Source organism: Bacillota bacterium, assembly GCA_023511485.1.
GTDB lineage: Bacteria > Actinomycetota > Aquicultoria > Aquicultorales > Aquicultoraceae > CADDYS01.
Window position 1 is genome coordinate 13,001 of the sequence record JAIMBH010000022.1, and the last position, 20,311, is coordinate 33,311.

The following is a 20,311-nucleotide window of genomic DNA, read 5'->3' on the forward strand; positions in this document are numbered from 1 at the left end:
TTAAGGGCAAACTGTAAAGCATATAGTCCATACTAGTATTTACAACCGATTTTTTATGCTAATATTAGGCGTATAAATAGGAAACTACGACATAGTATTTGCAGTTTAACCGGAGCAGGTAAGGGAACATAATCTTCAGTTTTTTTGTTTGCAGTACGGCTCTGCGACTGAAGCGGAAGGCATGAATTTTTTCGGGGGATTTTTAGGAATCTTAATCGCGCTTTTTCTTATCGTCTTTGGCGTTCTTCTTCTGCTGTCTAACTTAGGCATCATCGCTATAAGCCCCGGTGAGATCTTTTCCATTACCTGGCCGCTTATATTGATCCTGCTTGGTCTCTACATTATCTGGCGGCACATCTACCCGATGTCCCGACCGGGTGCCGTAAGTCTCTCAGAGAGTTTGGGTGGGGCCGCAAAGGCGGATATAACGCTTAACTTTGGTGCCGGTGAGCTTACGATAGGTCCGCTTATCAGTGAAGATAAGTTGTTGGAGGGAAAATTTCTTGTAAAACCGGATAAGACCGTTCGTAAATTAGGTTATACGCTTGAAGTCAAGTTGCAGCGGACTCAATGGGTATACCGGCCGTTTATGTTCCGTGCAGGGGATAATTGGCAGGTTAACCTTTCAACTAAAACCCCGCTTGTCCTGAGAGTAAACGCGGGCGCGGCTCGTGCGCTCATCGATTTAACGGAGAACCTGGTCGAGCTGGTAGAGTTGAGTACTGGAGCAAGCGATGTTACGCTTCATCTGCCGAAGGCATCCGGTTTTACCCGGGTGGTAATCAAGGGTGGGGCGACTGATGTGAAAGTCGAGATACCCGCAGGAGTCGCCGCACGGATAAGCTCGACCCAGGCGCTTAGCTCTCTAAATATTGATGAAGAGCGGTTTCCTGGGAGCGGGACTATGCATGTCTCACCGGATTACGAGACCGCAAAAAATCGAGTAGATATCGAAATTAGTACAGGTGTTTCGAGTATAACGGTGAGGTAAAAGTTCGAATCATGAATTTCGAATGATGAATTATTAAATGTAGTAGCAGCCCTTTGGAGCCGCTAAATAGCAGGGCTAAAGTCCTGTACTACGACTACGGGCCAAGAGCTAGGAGCTAACAAATGACTGAGGAAGAGCGTGGGGAAGAGCAAAAAAAACAAGAGGCTAGAAAGCGGGGGATGCGGGGTAGCATCATCGTTGGCCTTGTGCTCGTAATCATAGGCGTGATCTTTCTCTTAAACAACTTTTATCCCAACCTCGGTTTTGCCAGACTTTGGCCGGTACTTATCATCTTTTGGGGACTGGCGGTCTTTATAAACGGTTTTTTCCCCCCAATCAGTACATCTCGCTTGCTAAGCGGCATCTTTATCGGGACAATCGGCGTTATATTGCTCTACAACACCCTGGGGATAGTCCCATATACTTTCTGGATAAACATCATAAACCTCTGGCCAGTGCTGCTTATCGCGGCCGGTCTAGCAATCCTTGCAAGCGTGGTCAGAAGCCGCATCTTGGCTGCTCTTCCACAGCTCCTTATTATTCTGACGCTGATATTTGCGCTCATCTATCAGGGAACTATTTTTCGCGGGGCTGATGGGAGCGGTTTTAAGTTTAGCCGCGATATACCTAGCGGCATCACGAAAGGAACGGCCACGGTAGATTTCCCGGTAGGAGAGCTTAACTTAGGTGCGACGGATAAGCTCTATGATATCGATGCGCGTGAGTTCGCCACCAAGAGAAGACCTCAGCTTAGCTTTACCAAATCTGGTCCGACCGTCGAGCTTCGAATCGCCCCTAACCCAATCACGAGTCGATTTGTTGTGGGAAGCAGAGCGCGCAGGTGGAGAGTGCTTCTATCTAGGGATTTGGAATGGACACTTGACGTTGATAACAGCGTTTCTACATGCTGGCTCGATTTAAGTGACTTGAAGGTGACCAAACTATCTCTTAAGAGTGGCGTTGGAAATAGCACTGTTCGGTTTGGGGATAAGGTAGACGAGGCCAATGCGGATATAGATGCCGGTGTCTCAGGGATTCGTCTTGAGATGCCAAAGTCAGCCGGTATTAGGGTTAGAACTAATGGGGGACTCTCATCGACCCGCTTTGAAAACATCGACCTTAGACGGGTCAATACAACAGGTAATGCTGTATATGAGACACCCAACTTCGATAGCGCCGCAAGGAAGATAATAATCGATATCAACTTAGGGATATCTAGTTTTATAGTCCGGGGATATTAAGGGGTGAGAGGGTTGGGAGAGAATAAACCCCCCAAAGTTAGTGAGCAGCAAGCCCGGGAGGCTCAAGCAAAAGAGGCACCTAAAGAGCCAAGGAAGCTATACCGTTCTCGCAGGAACCGGGTCATCGCTGGCGTTGCTGGTGGCCTTGGAGAATACCTGGGGATCGACCCGGTGGTCATACGAATACTTTGGGTTCTATTTACACTGCTGGCGGGTAGTGGAATACTTGCCTACATAGCCGCCTGGATAATCATGCCCGAGAGGCCGTCTGACACGGCCGAGCCGACTATTCCGGAGAGGACCCCAGGTCAAATCGGGCTTCTCATCGGTGTTGCCTTGGTCGTGCTTGGAATTTGGTTTTTTCTTACCAATCTGGGCCTTGTTCCAACCCAGTTTTTCTTCGTTTATAACTTGTTTAGACAGGTCTTCTGGCCCATGCTCTTGATTTTGATCGGCATTCTCATCATCGTTGTGGCCAACCGGAGAGAAGCAGTCACGCCATATTCTCAAGGAAAACCGCTTCATAGATCCAGGTCTAACAGGATGCTAGCCGGTGTTGCCGGGGGTCTAGCCGAGTACTTTGGAGTTGATATATCGCTAGTTCGTCTGGCTTTTGTTGTGTTATTATTCACCCCGCTGTCTCCCGCCGTGATAATAGCCTACATCATATTCGCCGTAGTCATACCAGAGGAGCCGAAGTAGGTATTTATTTAAGCTCCACTACTGTTTGCAGTTGCCTGTTTATGCTAGTATTGGCTTTAAGGGCAACTGTAAAGCATATAGTCCATACTAGTATTTACAACCGATTTTTTATGCTAATATTAGGCGTATAAATAGGAAACTACGACATAGTATTTGCAGTTTAACCGGAGCAGGTAAGGGCATAGAATATGAATCCTTTCGGGAGATTTATTGGAAGATTGGTTGCTCTTCTCTTTATCTTAACTGGAGCTGTTCTTCTCCTTGGCAACCTTGGATTTATAGTTGCCGACCCCTTTAAATTAGCTGCTGACCTTTGGCCGGTTCTTCTAATTATCATTGGCCTTTACTTTATCTGGCTGCGCCTGCGCCCCGCAGGCAAACCAAAGAGTGTGGTGCTTGCGGAGAGCTTAGGGGATGCCTCGAGAGCTGACATTAATGTCAACTTTGGGGCGGGTGCACTTATCATTAACCCCTTAAAGAAAAGCGATAATCTCTTCGAAGGAGATTTTCTTATGAAACCAGAGAAGCTGGTGAGAAGGTCGGGCAGTTTTGCGGAGGTCAAACTTCGCTATCTTCAGTGGCCTTTTCTATCTTTTTTCTCCTGGTCGGAAGATGACTGGAAAGTCGGGTTATCTACTAAAATACCGTTGAGCCTGCGCCTTAATACCGGCGCAAGCCGGGTCGTCGCCAACTTAACCGACAACAAAATCGAAACACTTGACCTTAACACAGGAGCAAGCGACGTGGTGCTGAAGCTTCCCAAAGCATCCGGATACACTCGAGTTTTAGTTAAGGGTGGGGCGACGGATATCAAGTTTGACGTTCCTAAAGGTGTTGCCGCCAGGATAAAGTCGACAGGCACACTTAGTTCTCTAAAAGTTGATGAGAAGAGGTTCCCAATGAACGGCTCTTTGTTCGTATCCCCGGATTTTGATTCCGCCCAGAACAAAGTCGACATAATCGTAAGCGCTGGGGCCTCAAGCATAACGGTCTCGTGAAAGAGAGTCTAAAGAGCAATAGTTTTGAATTTCGAACCTTTAATTAAAGATAATTTTTAGAGGAAATCATGGCAAAGAGATCGCAGACTCTAAAAGAAGAGGGATTTGGACCAAAAGGCATAGATAAGATTTCGAGGAGTTTTATGCCCGAGGAGAGCGCTTACCCAATGCGCGAGAAGCGGGCACGTGGAGCGCGAGGGGGCCTGGCAATCGGGCTTATCTTTATAAGTCTGGGAATAGTGTTCCTTATCGACAGATTTTTTATAGGACACGGCCTTCTTGGCAAAATATGGCCGTCTGTAATTATCACCTGGGGTATTGCCGTTTTTCTGTCCGGCTTTTTACCGCCTTTTAATCTTTTAAGGTTACTTGAGGGAGGTTTGATCGGTACAGTTGGAGCCATTCTTCTCTTTAATACACTTGGCAAAGCTCCGTTCAGTTTTTGGCTTGATGCGCTGGCTCTCTGGCCGGTTTTTCTTATAGCTTTTGGCTTTATTATCCTAGGTACGGTAAACCACAGTATGTTGTTTAGGTCATTTGCGCCGCTTACAATTATTATAGCTTTGATCTTGGCGTTTGCTTACCACGATGTGATTTTTAAGGATAACGGCGTTACTAACTTTAGCTTTAGCCGCGGCATGATAAAGGGAATCAAAAAGGGAACTGCTAAAATTGACCTTGGCGTAGGCAGGCTATATCTGGGTGCTACCGGTAAATTGTATAAGATTAATGCAAAGGAGTTTGCGGGCAAGGCAACCCCCGCATTTCATTTTAATAAGAAAGGCTCATCTGTGAGTTTAAAGATAAAACCGCAGAATAGCACTCGTGTGGTAGCAGGGCAAAGGGAGCGCGAATGGTCGGTGTTTCTCTCCCGTGATACCGAGTGGGACTTAAATATAAAATCGGGAGTATCCAGGTCAGATATCGACCTTAGCAGACTTAAAGTTAGCAGTCTCAATCTTGAAGGTGGGGTTGGTAATATTGCCGTGCGCTTTGGTGATAAAAATAAAAAGACGAAAGCAAAAATCAACGCTGGCGTCTCACAACTGAAGCTTCTCATTCCCAAGTCTACTGGAGTGAGGTTGAAAATCAATAGGGGTCTTTCAACGAGTGATTTTCGCAATATCTCTCTTCGAAGAGTTGGCGAAGGCAATACCAATAGTTTTGAGACACCTGATTTTGACCAAGCAGCCAAAAAGCTTGATTTAGATATTGATGTAGGGATCTCTAACTTTTTAATTGAGGGATATTAAGGAGTGAGGAGCTTGTCAGAGACCAATTCCTCTGAGCTGCAAAAACCTAAAATAACTGAACTGCCAAAAATTAACGCTTCCGATTCAGTTCCTGATTTAGTTCCTGATAGCCTAGGGATTGATCCTAAGTCGACTAAAGAAGAAAAAAAGAGTAAAAAGAGTAACGTCTTAAGCATTCACAAAGATAGGGCAGGGCTTGATGAAGAGGAGCCTCAGCAGGTTAAAAAAAGGGAGAGACCTAAGAAAAAAACATCTGCCGTTAAGGGGCAGGTTAAGGAGGAAAGCCCGCTAAAGGATAAGGAAAAATTCGAGGCACTCGCTAAGGCAGTTAGTAAGCAGACGAGCACAAGAGAAAAGATGGAGGTAGCTTCTGAGTCCAAGGCCGCTTCAAGGACAAAGGCAGACCCTAAGCCCAAATCTAAGCAAAAACCAAAATCCAGACCAAAAGTAGAAATCGAAGTTGAAGAAATAATCGATTCTCGCAGGCTTTATCGATCCAGAAGTAAAAGGATAATTGGTGGTGTTGCAGGTGGAATTGGCGAATATCTCGGAATCGATCCAACAATAGTGCGGGCCGTCTGGGCGATATCTGCTCTTATTGGCGCAGGTATAATCGCTTATATTATAGCCTGGATGGTTATCCCGCTGCGTCCGGCGGGGGAGAGGTCTCCCGATATCCCAGAGGCTGCTGTAAGTGAAGCCGGCCTGGTAATAGGCCTTGCTTTGGTTGGGCTGGGGGCTTGGTTCCTTCTTGCTAAGCTCGACCTTATCCCACCGCAGCTTTTTGTGGCTCTAAAATTTCTCAGACAGGCTTTTTGGCCTGTTGCTTTAATTCTTACAGGAGCGGTTGTTATAATTGCGACCAGTCGAGGTTACGGCATAACACTTTCGTCACGCGGAAAGGTTCTCTACAGATCGACTCGAAACACTAAAGTCGCCGGTGTTGCCGGCGGCATCTCGGATTATTTTGGAATAGACGCTACGCTTGTCCGCCTTGCCTGGGTCGCACTTACTCTCGCATCGGTTCCGGCAGGCATAGTCGCATATACCGTAGCGGCTGTGATGATACCGAAAGAGCCAATAAACTAAGCTCTAGGATTAGAGTTTAGGACCCGTAGCTTTTTAGCCGTAGCTTTTTAGCCTGCAATAGACCCGCGTTATGGCATAATTTAGAGAAGGTATTTCCTGCAAGCTCTCGAATATAATACTTATGACCATTTACTCATATTCCAGATTGGGAGCCTTTAAGGATTGTCCGCTCAGGTACAAGTTTCGCTATATAGATGGGATTAAGCGGCCCTTTGAGTCGATCGAGGCTTTTATGGGAAGCCGTATCCATGAGGTGCTTGAGAAACACTATATTGATTTAAAGCACCAGAAGCTAAACACTGTTGAGGATCTGCTAGCCGACTTCGAGAGCAGATGGCGCACGGAATGGCACGGAGACGTTGTTATAAGAAAAGCGGATTACACGGCAGATAACTATTTTGAGATGGGCCGTAAATGCATACGAGACTACTACGAGCGTTACTATCCCTTTGATCAGGCGGTAACGCTTGGGCTTGAAAAGAAAGTTGAGTTTTCCCTTGATCCTGAGGGCTGCTATCGGATGGTAGGGTATATTGATAGGCTGGATCAGCGTGCCGACGGTACATATGAGATCCACGACTACAAAAGTTCTGGCTCCTGCCCAGACCAGCGCTACTTTGATAGTGACCAGCAACTTGCCCTGTACCAGGTAGCACTGGGTCAAATATTTTCGGATGTGCGGGATGTCGAGCTTGTTTGGCACTACCTTCTTTTTAATAAGGAGTTTCGCTCAACAAGAACACCCGAGGCACTTGAGCAGCTTAAGGTGGATATGATCAATCTTATTAAGACAATAGAGACCACTGAGGAGTTTAGGCCGGTCGAATCTGCGCTTTGCGATTGGTGTGATTACCCCGATCTTTGCCCACGTAAAAAGCATTTTTATATTATAGAGCAGTTGCCTGTAAATGAGTACTTAAATGAGCCGGGATTGGTCCTTGTAGACAAACTTACTGAACTTAAGGCTGAAAAGGATTCGTTTGTAAAAGATATTGAATCTAAGATAGCTAAGGTTGAAGAAGCCATTGTCGAATATGCCAAACGAGAGGGTATGGATGTTATCCGTGGCTCTACAAAGAAGGCAAAAGTAAAGGTTGAGGAAGTTGAGAAATACCCGGCTTCGGGAACGAAAGAGCGGGCCGAACTCGAAGCTATTATATCTCTTGCCGGTAAGTTAGACGATGTCCTGTCCTTTGATATAAGAAAACTTGCCAAAGCTGTTAAGTCGAATGCCTGGGAGCCTGACCTTGTGGCAAAAGTTAAAGAATTCGGAACGAGGGAGGAAAGGCATTCCGTATCACTATCTAAGCTTAGTGAAAAAGACCTGCTACTTGAAGAAGAGATCAGGGATTAGTGTCTTGGATCTTAATCCAGGAGTTAAGTTAAAAAGAAAAGGCTTCTTTCCGGGGGCAATATGAATAATTCAGACGTGGTAAAACTGCCCGAGTTTAGATACAGCGGGGGCATATCGGTCGAAGAAGCTTTACTGAGGCGGAGGTCATACAGGCGGTACAAAGATGAGCCTCTAACACTGGCTGAGGTAGGACAGCTTCTTTGGGCTGCTCAGGGTATAACGAGGCCGGAGAAGGGTTTTAGGACGGCACCTTCTGCAGGCGCGCTTTTTCCGCTCGAGATTTACCTGGTAGCGGGAAATGTAAACCATCTGCCAAAAGGAGTTTACAAATATAAACCCCGAGGCCATGAGATTATAAAAACCATAGATGGTGATCTAAGGGATAAGCTTGTTGGTGCCGCACTTGGACAGTCGTTTATTGCAAATGCCCCCATAAGCATTGTTATAGCTGCAGTTTACGAGCGGACAACTTCTCGGTACGGGAAAAGGGGAATAAGGTATGTATACATGGATGCAGGGCTTGCCGCCGAGAATGTTTACCTACAGGCGGTTCCAAATCTGGGGACTGTTTTTGTGGGTGCTTTCGACGATGATGCAGTTAAATCGCTTCTGAAGCTTCCGGATGGTGAATATCCGCTTTGTATATTGCCGGTGGGGCGAGTGTAGAGTGTAGAATTGTAGGCAAAAAATGGGCTCACTTATGCGAGCCCATAGTTGAAAAAAGCTTTTTTCAAATCAGGCGGTTCTGCGTACCTTGCTTACTACTCCTGGGCATGCGAAAACATCCCTTTCGGATTCATAGTCTTCATGCTCGCAGGCTCTTAAGATTTCTCTCATAGTCATTGTCTTCCCGGCAAGCAACTCAACTTCTCGGTCACCTATGCGCCTGATAAGCGACCTTTTGGTGGTTGGAAATTCTACGTCTTTTAGTGCTGCCACAATAGATTTATAGACCATGTGGCAAACCTCCTTTCGGCTTTAGACTCGTTTGGCATACCTTATCAGTTATTCTTTTTACCCACATTTTCTGATGAATAAAGCTTTATTCATATGCGGTAACTATGTATGTGAGGCTACCATTCCTATCTGGCTTGAATCCTCTGCTCTCTTGCGTGATAAGAACTTCTAATAAGGGGGCCGGATTCGACATGGGAAAAACCCATCTGGTAGCCGACCTTCTCAAGCTCCTTAAACTCTGCAGGCACGTAGTATTTGGCAATTGGAAAATGCTCTTTTGATGGGGCAAGGTACTGGCCGATAGTTATCATATCGCATCCATGGCGTCTTAAGTCGGCCATCACCTCAATAAGCTCGTCCATATCTTCGCCCAAACCGACCATGATTCCAGATTTGATAAGGCCGGTAAAGCCCATGTTCTTTGCTATTTCAAGTAGTTTCAGTGAGCGCTCATAGTTTGCTGCACGCCTTATTTTTGGATAGAGGCGGGGGACGGTTTCAATGTTATGGTTTAAAACGTCCGGGTTTGCTTCGGTAACCAGCTTTAGAGCCTGCCAATTACCGGCAAAATCGGGGATCAGTACCTCGATAGCGCATTCCGGTGCGGTTTTCCTTATTTCTCTTACTGTTGCTGCAAAAATGCCAGCCCCGCCGTCAGCTAAATCATCTCTTGTAACGGATGTAATAACAGCATATCTTAACCCAAGACTTGAAACTGCCCGGGCTACATTTGAAGGCTCGGCAGGGTCGGGAGGCAGGGGTTTACCGCTGTCAACCAGGCAAAAACGGCAGTTACGTGTACATTTATCGCCAAGGATAAGAAAGGTTGCCGTCTTAGATTCAAAGCACTCATAAATATTAGGACAGCCGGCTTCCTCGCAAACTGTATGAAGTTTAAGATGTCTTAATGTGTTTTTAACAAACCGGTAGTTTGGACCTTGCGAGAACCTTACCCGTAAGTGTTGTGGTTTGCGCTCAATGTTATCTGCCATTTGTCACCCTCTACTGTCAACCTGCAGCTCGGGAATCCTGGATCGGGGACTCTTTAATTATTTTAAGCAACATATCTTTGCTGATCGGTACAGGATCAAACCCAAATACGTCGGCGAAACTCTTTATGACCAGCTTTTGGATGAGCAGCATCGGGACTTTTTTCCCAATTATCTTGGAGAGCGACGTCACACCTTTGTCTCTAATCCCGCAGGGTACTATCCCGCAAAAATAGGAGAGGTCTGGCGATACGTTAAGGGAAAAACCATGCTTTGTAATGCCGCGCGTTACCCGAATACCGATCGCGGCAAGCTTTTCGAAACCAAACCAAACACCCGGATAGCCCGGTAGCCTGTCTGACTCTATCCCTAAAGCTGCAATGGTTCTTATTAATACCTCCTCAAGTTTATATAGATAATCCTTTATCTTTGTGATGCCGCCTATGTTGATTATTGGATAGCCGACCAATTGTCCAGGTCCATGGTATGTTATGTCGCCACCCCGATCGGTTAGTACTAGGCTTACGCCGGACTTTCTCATCTCTTCATCGCTTATCAGAAGGTGGGATGGGTTAAATCGTCTTCCTGTCGTATATATGTGGGGATGCTCAAGAAGCAGCAAAATATCCGGTATCTTTGACTCAAGACGAAGCACAACCAGATCCGACTGCAACTCCAGCGCATCTCGGTAATCCATTTGTCCGAGCTCCGCGACCCAGCACACGTTCATTTCTATTTTTCCTCGCGATCTAAGACGCTTCTTTGATACTTAATCTTTCCATTGAATAGCCAATAGAAACATATAGTTTCTAACCATCAGTTCTAGCTGTTAGCTATCAACTCTCAGTTAATTTCTTGATACCGTCGGCTTTGAGCCGATAGCTTTTCACATCAGGCTTGCCAGGTCCGGGGTAAAATCCCACGTCTCAAGGTTATGCTTGATGCGGTTTAAAAATTGTGCCGCCATAGCTCCATCGATTAGCCTGTGGTCGTATGAAAGCGGCATAAAAACCATGTGCCGGATTGCAATAGCCTCGTCGATTACAACTGGCCTTTTTTGAATAAGCTCAAGGCTTAATATAGCTACGTTGGGCTGGTTTATTATCGGCGTCTGTATGATAGATCCGTAAGAGCCTGGGTTGGTAATAGTAAACGTAGACCCAACTACCTCGTCCGGTTTTAATTTTCCCGTTCTTGCTCTCTCTGCGAGGTCATAGACTGCGCGGGCTATTCCTATCAAGTTCATCCGGTCAGCATCCTTAACAACCGGCACTATCAGCCCATCCTCAATGGCGACTGCTATACCAAGGTTGATATAGTCATGTAATGCAATGTGATGTTCATCAACGATTCTGGCATTTACCAGGGGAAAGTTCTTCAGGGCATCTATTGTGGCTTTAGCAACGAAGGGAAGATAGGTGAGCGAGAACCCTTCGCGTTTCTTGAAGTTCTCTTTAACCTTATCCCGCTGCTTAACCACGCTTGTCATATCAACCTCAACTATAGCCGTCACCTTTGCCGCTGTGTGCCAGCTATTGATCATATGCTTGGCTATCTCATGCCTTATGTGCGGCGTTTCGACAATTCTCTCACCTGGAAGGCTCGGTGCTTGAGGCGCTGGCGTTGGTTTGACCTCAGGTGCTGGAGGAGCCTCGGTTGGCTGCTCAGCCTTCATGGCTGCCATACCGGGTATCTCGCGTTCCGGGATTTCCGCTGATGGCATAGGAGCTAGTGATATTGGAGGCGCCTTAGCTATCGGTGGCTTAGGCGGACCAGGTGCTGCCGCCCGTTGCAGCTCGATATATCTTTCAACGTCTTGTCTGGTTATTCTTCCTCCTGCGCCGGTGCCAGTTACTTTAGACAGGTCTATATTATGCTCACGCGCCAATTTTCGCACGACTGGTGATATAAATCCTACCTCGGGTTTCACCTCGGGTGGTTTTGCCTCAGGTACGGCAGCAAGGGGAGCCTTCTCAGCGGCAGGTTTAGGTGGCGGAGCTGCTGCCTCTGGCGGTTTTTTCTCTGGAGCAGGCACCCCCGGTTTTGCTGTCTCATCTATTAACGCAAGATCGGCACCTACAGGCACGGTTTCGTCTTCCTGCGCGATAATTTTTGTTACTTTACCACTTGCGGGGGCGGGTAGCTCGGTTTCAACTTTAGCTGTTGATACCTCAACTATGCTTTCATCCTTGTTTACGAAATCGCCTTCTTTTTTAAGCCACTTAATAATGGTCCCCTCGGTAACTGTCTCACCGAGTCGGGGCATTGTTAAAGGAATTGTCATATCAAAAACACTCCCAATTAGTCTATGCTCACGTTTATTGCACTTTTACAGTGCCGAAGTCTTGATGTACCAAAGTGCTAATGCCTGCACTCTAAAACATTGACACTTTAAGACCTTAATTTAATATGCCGACAATCTATCTATTGCATTCATCACATCATCCACCTGCGGGAGGAAGTAATCCTCAAGAGGCGGACTGTAGGGTACCGGCGCATCTGGGGACGAAACCCTAAGTATTGGGCCATCCAGACTTTCAAATGCTTCTTCAGCGATGATAGCCGAGACTTCTGCGCCGATACCTAATGTTCTTGTGTCTTCATACAACATGATTGCCTTATTTGTTTTAGCGACCGAATTAAGTATAGTTTCCTTGTCTAAGGGATAGATAGTTCTCAAATCGACTACCTCGACAGAAATACCTTTCTCCTGTGCTTTCTCAGCGGCCGCGAGAGCAGTCTGCACCATAGCTGCATAGGTGACGATCGTAACATCGTTACCTTCCCGTTGCACGTCGGCTTTGCCTATGGGAACTGTGTAATCCTCGGTCGGGATTGGTTCCTTTAAGCGGCGGTAAAGGTATTTATGTTCAAAGTAGATGACCGGGTTATTATCTCGAATAGCTGCCTTTAAAAGCCCCTTAGCGTCGTAAGGAGTAGCGGGCATAACTACTTTTAATCCCGGCACATGAGCAAACCATCCCTCAGGGCTTTGGCTATGAAATGGACCTGCCCTTAAACCTGCTCCCGAGGGTGCCCGCATTACCATGGGCACAGCATCGCGTGTGCGGTAATGGTATTTGGCTGCAACGTTAACAATCTGATCCCATGCGCACGATATAAAATCGGCATATTGGTATTCGACTATGGGGCGCATGCCCATAAGCGCCGCACCTACTGCCATACCGGTGAAAGCTTCTTCTGCTATCGGCGCATCTATTATTCTTTCAGGGCCAAAGTGGTCTAAAAAACCTTTAGTCACCTTGAACGCGCCTCCATAGACTCCGATATCCTCTCCTATGATGAATATGCTTGGGTCGCGCTCCATCTCTTCCCAAAGGGCTTGGGATATCGCATCAATAAAGAGTGTCTCTTTCTGGCCATCTTGGTTTGGGTTAGGCTGCATAGACATCCTCGATGGCCTCCTTTCCTTCCGGGTAAGGACTGGATTCAGCAAAACTGACCGCATCTTCAACAGCTTCATTTACCCGGTTTATGATTTCTTGTTTTTGCTGATCGTTTAATAAATTGCGTGAGACCAGGTAATTCTCAAAGCGAACAATCGGGTCTCTTTTCGTCCATAGGTCGATTATCTCTTTTGCCACGTAAGTTGCGGGGTCGTGACCGGCGTGGCCGCGCATGCGCATCGTTTTTGCCTCAATCAGGGTAGGGCCGCCACCCTCGCGTGCTCTCTCGACTGCCTTCTTTGTTTCCTGGTAGCACTCGACGACATCATTGCCATCAACTACCACGCCGGGGATCGCATAGGCACAAGCCCTATCGGCGACATTTGCCACCTTCATTTCTTTGTAAACCGGGGTGGAATACGCATAACCGTTGTTGATGACTACAAAGACAACTGGTAGATTCATGACAGATGCGACATTTATCGCTTCATGCCAGTCACCGACCGATGTTGCGCCCTCACCACAGTAGGCCATTGCTACGCGTTTTTCCTTGCGTAGCTTAAAAGCAAGCGCAGCCCCCGCTGCTACCGGATAAAAATCAGGGAGCATACTTACGGTTGCAAACGTCCCGCGCTTTAAATCGCCCTGGTAGTTATCTTCTCCTTTGCCATGTGTTAAGCTGTTTGCTCTGGCATAATGCTGTAAAAATACTTCTCTTGGGGTAATACCTCTTGGCAGCTGTGCCATCATATCTCGGTGGGTGGGGGCGAGCACATCTCCGGGCTCAAGGGCGTAAGATGCCCCGATTTCTATAGCTTCCTGTCCGGTTCCAAGATAAATTGCCCCGGGAAGCCTTCCGCCCTTGTAAAGGAGGTTGAGGCGGTCTTCGATTGCACGTCCAAGCCGCATGAGGTAGTAGACATCTAGCAACTCTTTTGCTCCAAGTTCTAATGGCTTAACTTGCATACTCTTACCTCCCAATATTTTAAGGTCCAGGGTTTCAGGAGCCGGGTCAAGAAAAAGACCCGGGAACCCTGCCCTCTGACCCCTATAACGAATGCAATGGCTTATTCGCTAACTTCAGCACTGTCTCACCAATCGATTCGGCATACGTAGGATGCGGGTGCAAGAACTGTGCTACATCTTCAGCAGTCGCCTCCCAATTAGTAATAAGCATTGCCTCCGAAATCAAATTGACTACGTCAGGTCCTATAAGGTGAACGCCAATTATAGGACCCCCTTTTATGGCGATCATTTTTGCAAACCCAGTATCATCTTTATCAATCGCAGACCTTGGTACTGCCTGGAAGGAAAGGCCAACCGTTTCGATTTCAAATCCAGCTTGTCTAGCTTCATCCTCTGTATAGCCGACTTTTGCCAACTCCGGATATCCGAATATGTATATTGGAATTTGCTTTAAGTTGAGCTTGGGCGGGTTTAAGCCAGCGATTGCCTCAACCGCATGGATTCCTTCTGAGAAGGCAAAGTTAGCATATTGAGGGTTAAACGTAACATCGCCAACAGCATAAACTCCTTCAATATTTGTTTTCATATCGCTATCGGTGTCTATAAAACCGTCTTTTGTTTTAAGCCCCAGCGTTTCGGTATCGATATTGTCAAGGTTTGCGGTTCTCCCGACGGTCACCAGCACTTTATCCGATGCTACAGTTTTAACTTCGCCGGTGTTTTGAAGTTCAATTTCTATCTGGACTTGGTTATCGATTATTGCAGCCGCCTGTATTTTTGCCTGTGTGTGAATATTGATACCCCGCTTAGAAAATATTCTTTCTAACCGTTTTGCTATGTCTGCGTCTTCTCTAGGTAGCAGGTGAGGGGCAATATCTATAATCGACACCTCGGAGCCAAAGCTTTTAAAAAGGGAAGCAAACTCAACTCCATATGCGCCACCGCCGACTATGGTTATCGACCTGGGCACCTCGTTTATCTCAAGAGCCTGCGTTGTATCTATTGTCATATCCGGACTTCTCTCCAATATGGGGATGCTTCGCGGGGAAGAGCCGGTTGCGATAATAACGTTTTCTGCGCGTACCGTCTGCGCGCCAGCCTCACCATCGACTCTAACCAGTCCTGGCTCATCAAAGGTGGCAAGGCCTTTAATAACATCAACTTGATGCTGTTTGAAAAGAGTTCTAAGGCCCATATAAAGCCGATTAACGGCGACCGATTTGGCTTTTTGAACGCTTTGCCAGTCATATGATACACCTTCGGTTTTAATCCCAAACTTATCAGCCCGTCTGGTCATCTCGAGTACCCTGGCACTCTGCAGCAGGCTTGTAGTCGGGATACATCCCCGGTGAACGCAGGTGCCGCCGACTTTGTCCTTCTCTATAATTACCGGTCTGAGACCGATCTCGGCAGCCCGGAACGCAGAGGCGTACCCGCCGGGACCGCCTCCTATAATCGCAATGTCGTAAATAGCTTCGCTCAACTTTCAATACCCCCTGAACTAGGGACATAGTTTCTCTTTAATCCTTCGCAATACAGGATTCTTAAATATTACCCGTTGACGAAAGCCGCTAATCTCGTGTAAAAGATGCTGGCTAAGCCAGCCCAGTAAACCATAACTTTTAATCATAAATAACGTGAGCTGTATTAGCGTTGAGTTGGCGTAACTGTTAGATATATTCCCTGAATGGAAATTTAGTATAGAGCATGATCAAAGCTGCGCTCTAATAGCATCTGGTGGATAAATAATTTTAGAAAGGGCTGTAATGCATGGATATTCTAATCATAGGGAGCGGTTTCGCCGGGATTGAGGCCTCTTTTCTACTCAGTGAATTGCCGGGTCTGGATGCGGATATAACCGTTGTCAGCTTGGACAATGAAATGGTATTTACCCCAAGCCTTATTTGGCTGCCGCCGAAGCGCAAGTTGCTTGGTGATATATCGTTTGACCTCAAGCCTATTTTCAATAGGAAGGGGATCAATTTCTATATCGGTGAGGTTGTCTCAGTTGAGCCCCAGGACAATAAAGTAGTGCTGGCCAGCGGGCTTGAACTTGGTTATGACTACCTGATAGTTAGCGCCGGATGGAAACCCAAGAGAAGCCATGTAAGGGGACACAAAAACGTCTTATTTCCATGCGCGCTGCGGGATGTGCTTGAGCTAACCCGCATAATAGATGAGATGGATGGCGGAACGATTACTTTCGCAATCGAGGGTGAGAGGCCTGGGCCGGGCGCGGAATACCTAGGCTGGATACATGTCTATTTGAGTGAGAAGGGGATAAGAGATCGTTTTGACCTCCATCTTGCCGAGGAGAAGCACAGGCTGTTGATCCACCTTGGTAGGGAGGCCTGTGATTTGCTCACCGAGGACTTTAGACGCTGTGGAGTAACCCTTCATCTTGGCAGGAAGCTGGCTGAAGCAAGGCCCGGTATAGCGGTTCTAGAGGATGGTCTCGAAATACCATCGGATGTAATCTGTTCGGTTGGTAAAGTGGAGGCACCTGATTTTCTTCAGAAACTGAAGTTTTCTACCGCTGAGGGATTTATGCCGGTGAATGAGGATTTGTCATGCAAGAGTTACGATAATATTTTTGTTGCTGGCGACGCTGCCGACTTTGGTCGGGTAAATGTTCCCAAAGTTGCCCATGTTGCGTTAGAGCAGGGGCAGGTGGCAGCAAGAAATGTTTATGCTGCGATAACGGGTAGCAAAAAACAAAAGTATGATGCCGAGCATGCTTTTGCAAATTTCTATATATTGTCTGATTTTGGTGTGACAGCTGTATTGGCCAAGAATTATAAAATCATAGACTATGGAGAGCACCTCTCGAGTCTTAAAGAAGCAATCGAGCGATATTATATATACACGCACAAAGCGGGGATTCCGTGGAAGCTTATTTAAACTTCGTTTATTAATGTCTATCTATACGGTTATATGGTGTCAAAGTGCCAACATATTTTACTTTGGCACGCCAAGACATCCAGACCTGCTTTTTTTAGATGACACAACCAAACGTATCTTATAAAATATATTTGTAATCTATGCGCCGCTTTTGTTTGGTTACGATCAGGCGTGCTCATTGATGCAGGAGGGGCGTTGACAGAAGAAAATGTACACTTGACAATCAAACAACTGCCGCCTGAGCTAAGGCCAAGAGAAAGGCTGATCCAGTTCGGTGCAGGCAGTTTGTCAAATGCAGAATTACTGGCTATAGTATTGGGTACTGGCACAAAAAATAAGACTACGGTTCAGCTAAGCGAGAAGTTGTTGTCTCACTTTCAAACGCTGGGTTCTCTTGGAAAGTCGACCATAGAAGAGCTTTGCGGAATCGGTGGAATAGGGAAGGTAAAAGCCACCAAGGTCCTGGCAGCGCTTGAGCTCGGTAGACGGGCTGGAATGGCATCACCGTCCGAGCGGTTTACCATTAATTCCCCAGAAGATGTTGCTCGGCTCCTTATGCCCGATATGCGGTATCTGGATAGAGAGCACTTTAAAGCGTTGATATTAAACACCAAGCATCAGGTCCTGAGGTCGGTGGATATCTCGATAGGGAGTCTGAGTTCCTCGGTGGTGCACCCAAGGGAACTTTATAAGATGGTGATTAGGCACAATGGCGCGGCGGTTATTGTAGCACACAACCATCCGAGTGGAGACCCGACACCAAGCTCTGAGGATATAGCGGTGACCAAGCGTTTAACTGAGGCAGGCCAGGTGTTAGGAATAGATTTACTCGACCACATTATTCTTGGTGACGGTCGATTTGTGAGTCTGAAAGAATATAGCTTGATGTAACCGGAGGAAAAGTAATGTTTGATTTCTTAGCGACGCCATTAAGTCGAGACATGGCTATAGACTTGGGTACGGCCAACACTCTTGTCCATGTTAAGGGAAGAGGTATTGTTCTGGTTGAGCCCTCAGTTGTCGCGTATGACAAATCTTCCGGTAAAATACTTGCCGTTGGAGTAGATGCAAAAAAGATGATCGGACGAACACCGGGGAGCATCGTTGCAATAAGACCGCTGAAAGATGGTGTTATCGCCGATTTTGATGTTACCGAAGCGATGCTCCGCCATTTTATTTTAAAAGTGCACAACCGCAAGCAACTGGTCAGGCCACGGGTTGTTATATGTGTTCCATCAGGTGTAACCGAGGTAGAAAGAAGAGCTGTTTTTGAGGCAACGCTTTCTGCAGGTGCGCGCGAGGCATATCTAATAGAAGAGCCGATGGCTGCAGCTATTGGAGCCGGATTGCCGATACAGGAGCCGACAGGCAACATGATTGTAGATATCGGTGGTGGCACGACCGAGGTCGCAGTGATTTCGCTCGGAGGTATTGTTACCTGCCAGTCGATTAGAATCGGCGGTGACGAGTTTGATGAGGCGATTATCAATCACGTCAAGAAAGAATACAATATCATGATTGGTGAGCGCACAGCCGAAGAAATAAAAATTGAGATTGGTTCAGCCTATCCGCTTGGGGAGGAAGAGGATGCTGAGGTAAGAGGCCGTGACCTACTAACCGGGCTACCCAAAAATGTTATTCTCTCCTCAGAGGAAATCCGGGCGGCAATAGAGGAGCCGCTATCAGCAATCATTCTTGCTATAAAGGGCACATTAGAAAAAACTCCGCCTGAACTATCAAGCGATATTATGGATAGAGGGATTGTCTTAAGCGGTGGAGGGTCGCTTCTTAAGGGCTTGGATGAAAGAATAAGGCAAGAAACAGGTATGCCGGTTCACGTGACAGATGATCCGTTAAGTTGTGTGGCAATAGGAAGCGGGAGAGCCCTTAGCGAGATTAATACGCTTAGAAAAGTATTGATAGGCACATCATCGAGATGATCCAAGCTCTCAGCTATCAGCTGTTTGCCATCAACCTTCAGCAAGAAACCGGTACGGATTTATCCGAGGTTGAGAATTAACAGCCGATAGCTGAGAGCTATTATAGGGGGCTTTTATGCCTGATTTTTTTAGCAGACGCAGTTACCTTGTGCTAATCATATTAATTGCCGTAAGCATATTTATAACAACCGTCCACTATCGTGAAGGCGAGGACGGTTTAATCCACCGGTCCGAGCGGTTGGTCATGGCAGCGATATCACCGCTACAGGCGGCCGTTACCAGTATTCTTACCCCAGTAAAGGATGGTTGGGATTATCTCGTTCACTTTGGAGACTTAAAGCGCGAAAATAGAGGACTTAAACAGGAGATTGATCACCTGAGAGAGCAGGTGTTCGAACTTCAGAGCTTAAAGCGTGAAAACTCCCGCCTTCGGTCGCTTATAGGCTTTAAGGATCAACTGCAGTATGAAACCATTCCCGCACGGGTTATAGGAATGCCTGCCAGCAATTGGTGGTCGTCGGTCATCATAGACAAGGGATATTCAGACGGCGTGCGAAGGCACATGCCTGTCATAGCGGGTGGCAGTCTCATCGGGCAGGTTGTTGATGTAACACAGAGCGCATCCAAAGTAACTCTTTTAAACGATGTTCAAAGCGGGGTTTCGGTCCAGGTCGAGAGCACGGGTGAGATAGGTGTTGTTAAAGGCCAGTTAAGGGAAAACAGGCTTAGCTTGCGCTATATATCCCGGGACTCAGCTATACAAGTTGGGGATAGGATAGTTACATCAGGTCTTGGCGGGTTATTCCCAAGAGGGCTTTATGTAGGTAAAGTATCGAAAGTAACTCTATCGGGCTATGGTTTGTACAAAAATGTCGAAGTAATGCCCCCGGTCGACTTTTCCAGCCTTGAAGAAGTTCTGGTTGTTAAGTGCGAACCAATCACAGCTTTCAAGGAGGGTAACTGATGTGGCCGATAGTTCAATCATGCTTGTTGGTATTAGTTGCCTTCATATTTCAGGCAACTGTTGTACCACACATGGCGGTTTCAGGGGCTAAGCCGGATATAGTTATTATTATCACCGCACTTTACGGTTTTACTTATGGTCCCCAAATTGGAACGGTGGCTGGTTTCTTTGGGGGTCTACTTGGCGATCTTCTATCGGGGTCACACGTTGGTATTGGGCTCATAAGTAAATCAATCGTCGGGTTTTTTGCCGGCCTTGTCAAAAGGGCTATATTTGTCGAAAACATGCTTCTTACAATGCTTGCGATTTTTATTGCTACTTGCATAAATCAGTTTATCTACGTTGGGTTTATGTTTTTGCTTGGCGAGACTACGCCAATAAAGGTTCTGGTAACCGGCATAGTTTTGCCATCGGCTACATATAACGCAATATTGGCACCTTTTGTTTATATGATGCTGCGCCGGTTTATGGTGTTTAAACAAGAAGCACCGGTGGTGAGGATAGCGAAGAAGTATGATTAAAAAGCTAACGGCTTTATAAGCCGTGGAGTGATCACTAG

Annotated in this window: 20 protein-coding genes and 2 pseudogenes; 15 read left to right on the forward strand and 7 right to left on the reverse strand. The window is 46.7% G+C overall.

What is annotated here, in order from left to right; genetic code table 11:
• Nucleotides 1–181: 181 nt before the first annotated feature.
• The 10 genes and pseudogenes from K6T91_08100 (at nt 182) to K6T91_08145 (ending at nt 8,294) form a co-directional block, all read left to right on the forward strand.
• The gene (locus tag K6T91_08100; protein MCL6472755.1) at nt 182–991 is read left to right on the forward strand and encodes a DUF5668 domain-containing protein; all 810 of its coding nucleotides are present in this window, start codon (nt 182–184) and stop codon (nt 989–991) included.
• Nucleotides 992–1,113: 122 nt separating this feature from the next.
• On the forward strand, nt 1,114–2,232 hold the full coding sequence (locus K6T91_08105) for a DUF5668 domain-containing protein (protein MCL6472756.1): 1,119 nt from the start codon (nt 1,114–1,116) through the stop codon (nt 2,230–2,232).
• Between the two features lie 12 nt (nt 2,233–2,244).
• Nucleotides 2,245–2,934: a PspC domain-containing protein gene (locus tag K6T91_08110; protein ID MCL6472757.1), complete on the forward strand. Its 690-nt coding sequence runs from the start codon at nt 2,245–2,247 to the stop codon at nt 2,932–2,934.
• A gap of 188 nt (nt 2,935–3,122) precedes the next feature.
• Nucleotides 3,123–3,932, forward strand: a complete 810-nt coding sequence (locus tag K6T91_08115) for a DUF5668 domain-containing protein (GenBank protein MCL6472758.1) — start codon at nt 3,123–3,125, stop codon at nt 3,930–3,932.
• A 68-nt stretch (nt 3,933–4,000) separates the two neighbouring features.
• Nucleotides 4,001–5,185 (forward strand): hypothetical protein, encoded by a 1,185-nt coding sequence (locus K6T91_08120; protein MCL6472759.1) that lies wholly within the window; start codon nt 4,001–4,003, stop codon nt 5,183–5,185.
• Between the two features lie 357 nt (nt 5,186–5,542).
• Nucleotides 5,543–5,839: pseudogene (locus tag K6T91_08125) on the forward strand (PspC domain-containing protein).
• Nucleotides 5,819–6,040, forward strand: a pseudogene (locus K6T91_08130) (DUF5668 domain-containing protein). Before K6T91_08125 ends, K6T91_08130 begins: the two co-directional pseudogenes overlap by 21 nt.
• Nucleotides 6,041–6,064: 24 nt before the next feature.
• Entirely contained in the window at nt 6,065–6,274 is a 210-nt protein-coding gene (locus K6T91_08135; protein ID MCL6472760.1) for a PspC domain-containing protein, read from the forward strand.
• Between the two features lie 121 nt (nt 6,275–6,395).
• A complete protein-coding gene (locus tag K6T91_08140) occupies nt 6,396–7,628 on the forward strand; it encodes a PD-(D/E)XK nuclease family protein (protein ID MCL6472761.1) in 1,233 nt (410 codons plus the stop codon).
• 60 nt (nt 7,629–7,688) lie between these two features.
• Nucleotides 7,689–8,294 (forward strand): SagB/ThcOx family dehydrogenase, encoded by a 606-nt coding sequence (locus K6T91_08145; GenBank protein ID MCL6472762.1) that lies wholly within the window; start codon nt 7,689–7,691, stop codon nt 8,292–8,294.
• Nucleotides 8,295–8,363: 69 nt separating this feature from the next.
• Here the strand turns inward: K6T91_08145 and K6T91_08150 are convergent, their stop codons facing one another.
• The 7 genes from K6T91_08150 to lpdA all read right to left on the reverse strand — a co-directional run bounded on the left by K6T91_08150 (nt 8,364) and on the right by lpdA (nt 15,430).
• Complete coding sequence (locus K6T91_08150) at nt 8,364–8,585, reverse strand: hypothetical protein (protein MCL6472763.1); 222 nt, start codon at nt 8,583–8,585, stop codon at nt 8,364–8,366.
• Nucleotides 8,586–8,710: 125 nt separating this feature from the next.
• Complete coding sequence (gene lipA, locus K6T91_08155) at nt 8,711–9,577, reverse strand: lipoyl synthase (protein ID MCL6472764.1); 867 nt, start codon at nt 9,575–9,577, stop codon at nt 8,711–8,713.
• A gap of 16 nt (nt 9,578–9,593) precedes the next feature.
• Nucleotides 9,594–10,271 (reverse strand): lipoyl(octanoyl) transferase LipB, encoded by a 678-nt coding sequence (gene lipB / locus K6T91_08160; protein ID MCL6472765.1) that lies wholly within the window; start codon nt 10,269–10,271, stop codon nt 9,594–9,596.
• Between the two features lie 189 nt (nt 10,272–10,460).
• Nucleotides 10,461–11,858 carry a 2-oxo acid dehydrogenase subunit E2 gene (locus tag K6T91_08165; GenBank protein ID MCL6472766.1) on the reverse strand — a complete coding sequence of 466 codons (1,398 nt, stop codon included), beginning with the start codon at nt 11,856–11,858 and terminating at the stop codon, nt 10,461–10,463.
• Between the two features lie 120 nt (nt 11,859–11,978).
• Entirely contained in the window at nt 11,979–12,980 is a 1,002-nt protein-coding gene (locus K6T91_08170) for an alpha-ketoacid dehydrogenase subunit beta (protein ID MCL6472767.1), read from the reverse strand.
• The gene (locus K6T91_08175; GenBank protein ID MCL6472768.1) at nt 12,970–13,947 is read right to left on the reverse strand and encodes a thiamine pyrophosphate-dependent dehydrogenase E1 component subunit alpha; all 978 of its coding nucleotides are present in this window, start codon (nt 13,945–13,947) and stop codon (nt 12,970–12,972) included. Before K6T91_08175 ends, K6T91_08170 begins: the two co-directional genes overlap by 11 nt.
• A gap of 82 nt (nt 13,948–14,029) precedes the next feature.
• Nucleotides 14,030–15,430, reverse strand: a complete 1,401-nt coding sequence (gene lpdA, locus K6T91_08180; GenBank protein ID MCL6472769.1) for a dihydrolipoyl dehydrogenase — start codon at nt 15,428–15,430, stop codon at nt 14,030–14,032.
• Between the two features lie 287 nt (nt 15,431–15,717).
• Here lpdA and K6T91_08185 point away from each other — a divergent pair, with 287 nt between their 5' ends.
• The 5 genes from K6T91_08185 to mreD all read left to right on the forward strand — a co-directional run bounded on the left by K6T91_08185 (nt 15,718) and on the right by mreD (nt 20,273).
• Nucleotides 15,718–16,848 (forward strand): FAD-dependent oxidoreductase, encoded by a 1,131-nt coding sequence (locus tag K6T91_08185; protein ID MCL6472770.1) that lies wholly within the window; start codon nt 15,718–15,720, stop codon nt 16,846–16,848.
• Nucleotides 16,849–17,064: 216 nt separating this feature from the next.
• Nucleotides 17,065–17,739 carry a DNA repair protein RadC gene (radC, locus tag K6T91_08190; GenBank protein MCL6472771.1) on the forward strand — a complete coding sequence of 225 codons (675 nt, stop codon included), beginning with the start codon at nt 17,065–17,067 and terminating at the stop codon, nt 17,737–17,739.
• A gap of 14 nt (nt 17,740–17,753) precedes the next feature.
• Nucleotides 17,754–18,788, forward strand: coding sequence for a rod shape-determining protein (locus K6T91_08195; GenBank protein MCL6472772.1), 1,035 nt, complete (start codon nt 17,754–17,756; stop codon nt 18,786–18,788).
• Between the two features lie 115 nt (nt 18,789–18,903).
• On the forward strand, nt 18,904–19,752 hold the full coding sequence (mreC, locus tag K6T91_08200) for a rod shape-determining protein MreC (GenBank protein MCL6472773.1): 849 nt from the start codon (nt 18,904–18,906) through the stop codon (nt 19,750–19,752).
• A complete protein-coding gene (gene mreD, locus K6T91_08205; GenBank protein MCL6472774.1) occupies nt 19,752–20,273 on the forward strand; it encodes a rod shape-determining protein MreD in 522 nt (173 codons plus the stop codon). Before mreC ends, mreD begins: the two co-directional genes overlap by 1 nt.
• Nucleotides 20,274–20,311: the final 38 nt, after the last annotated feature.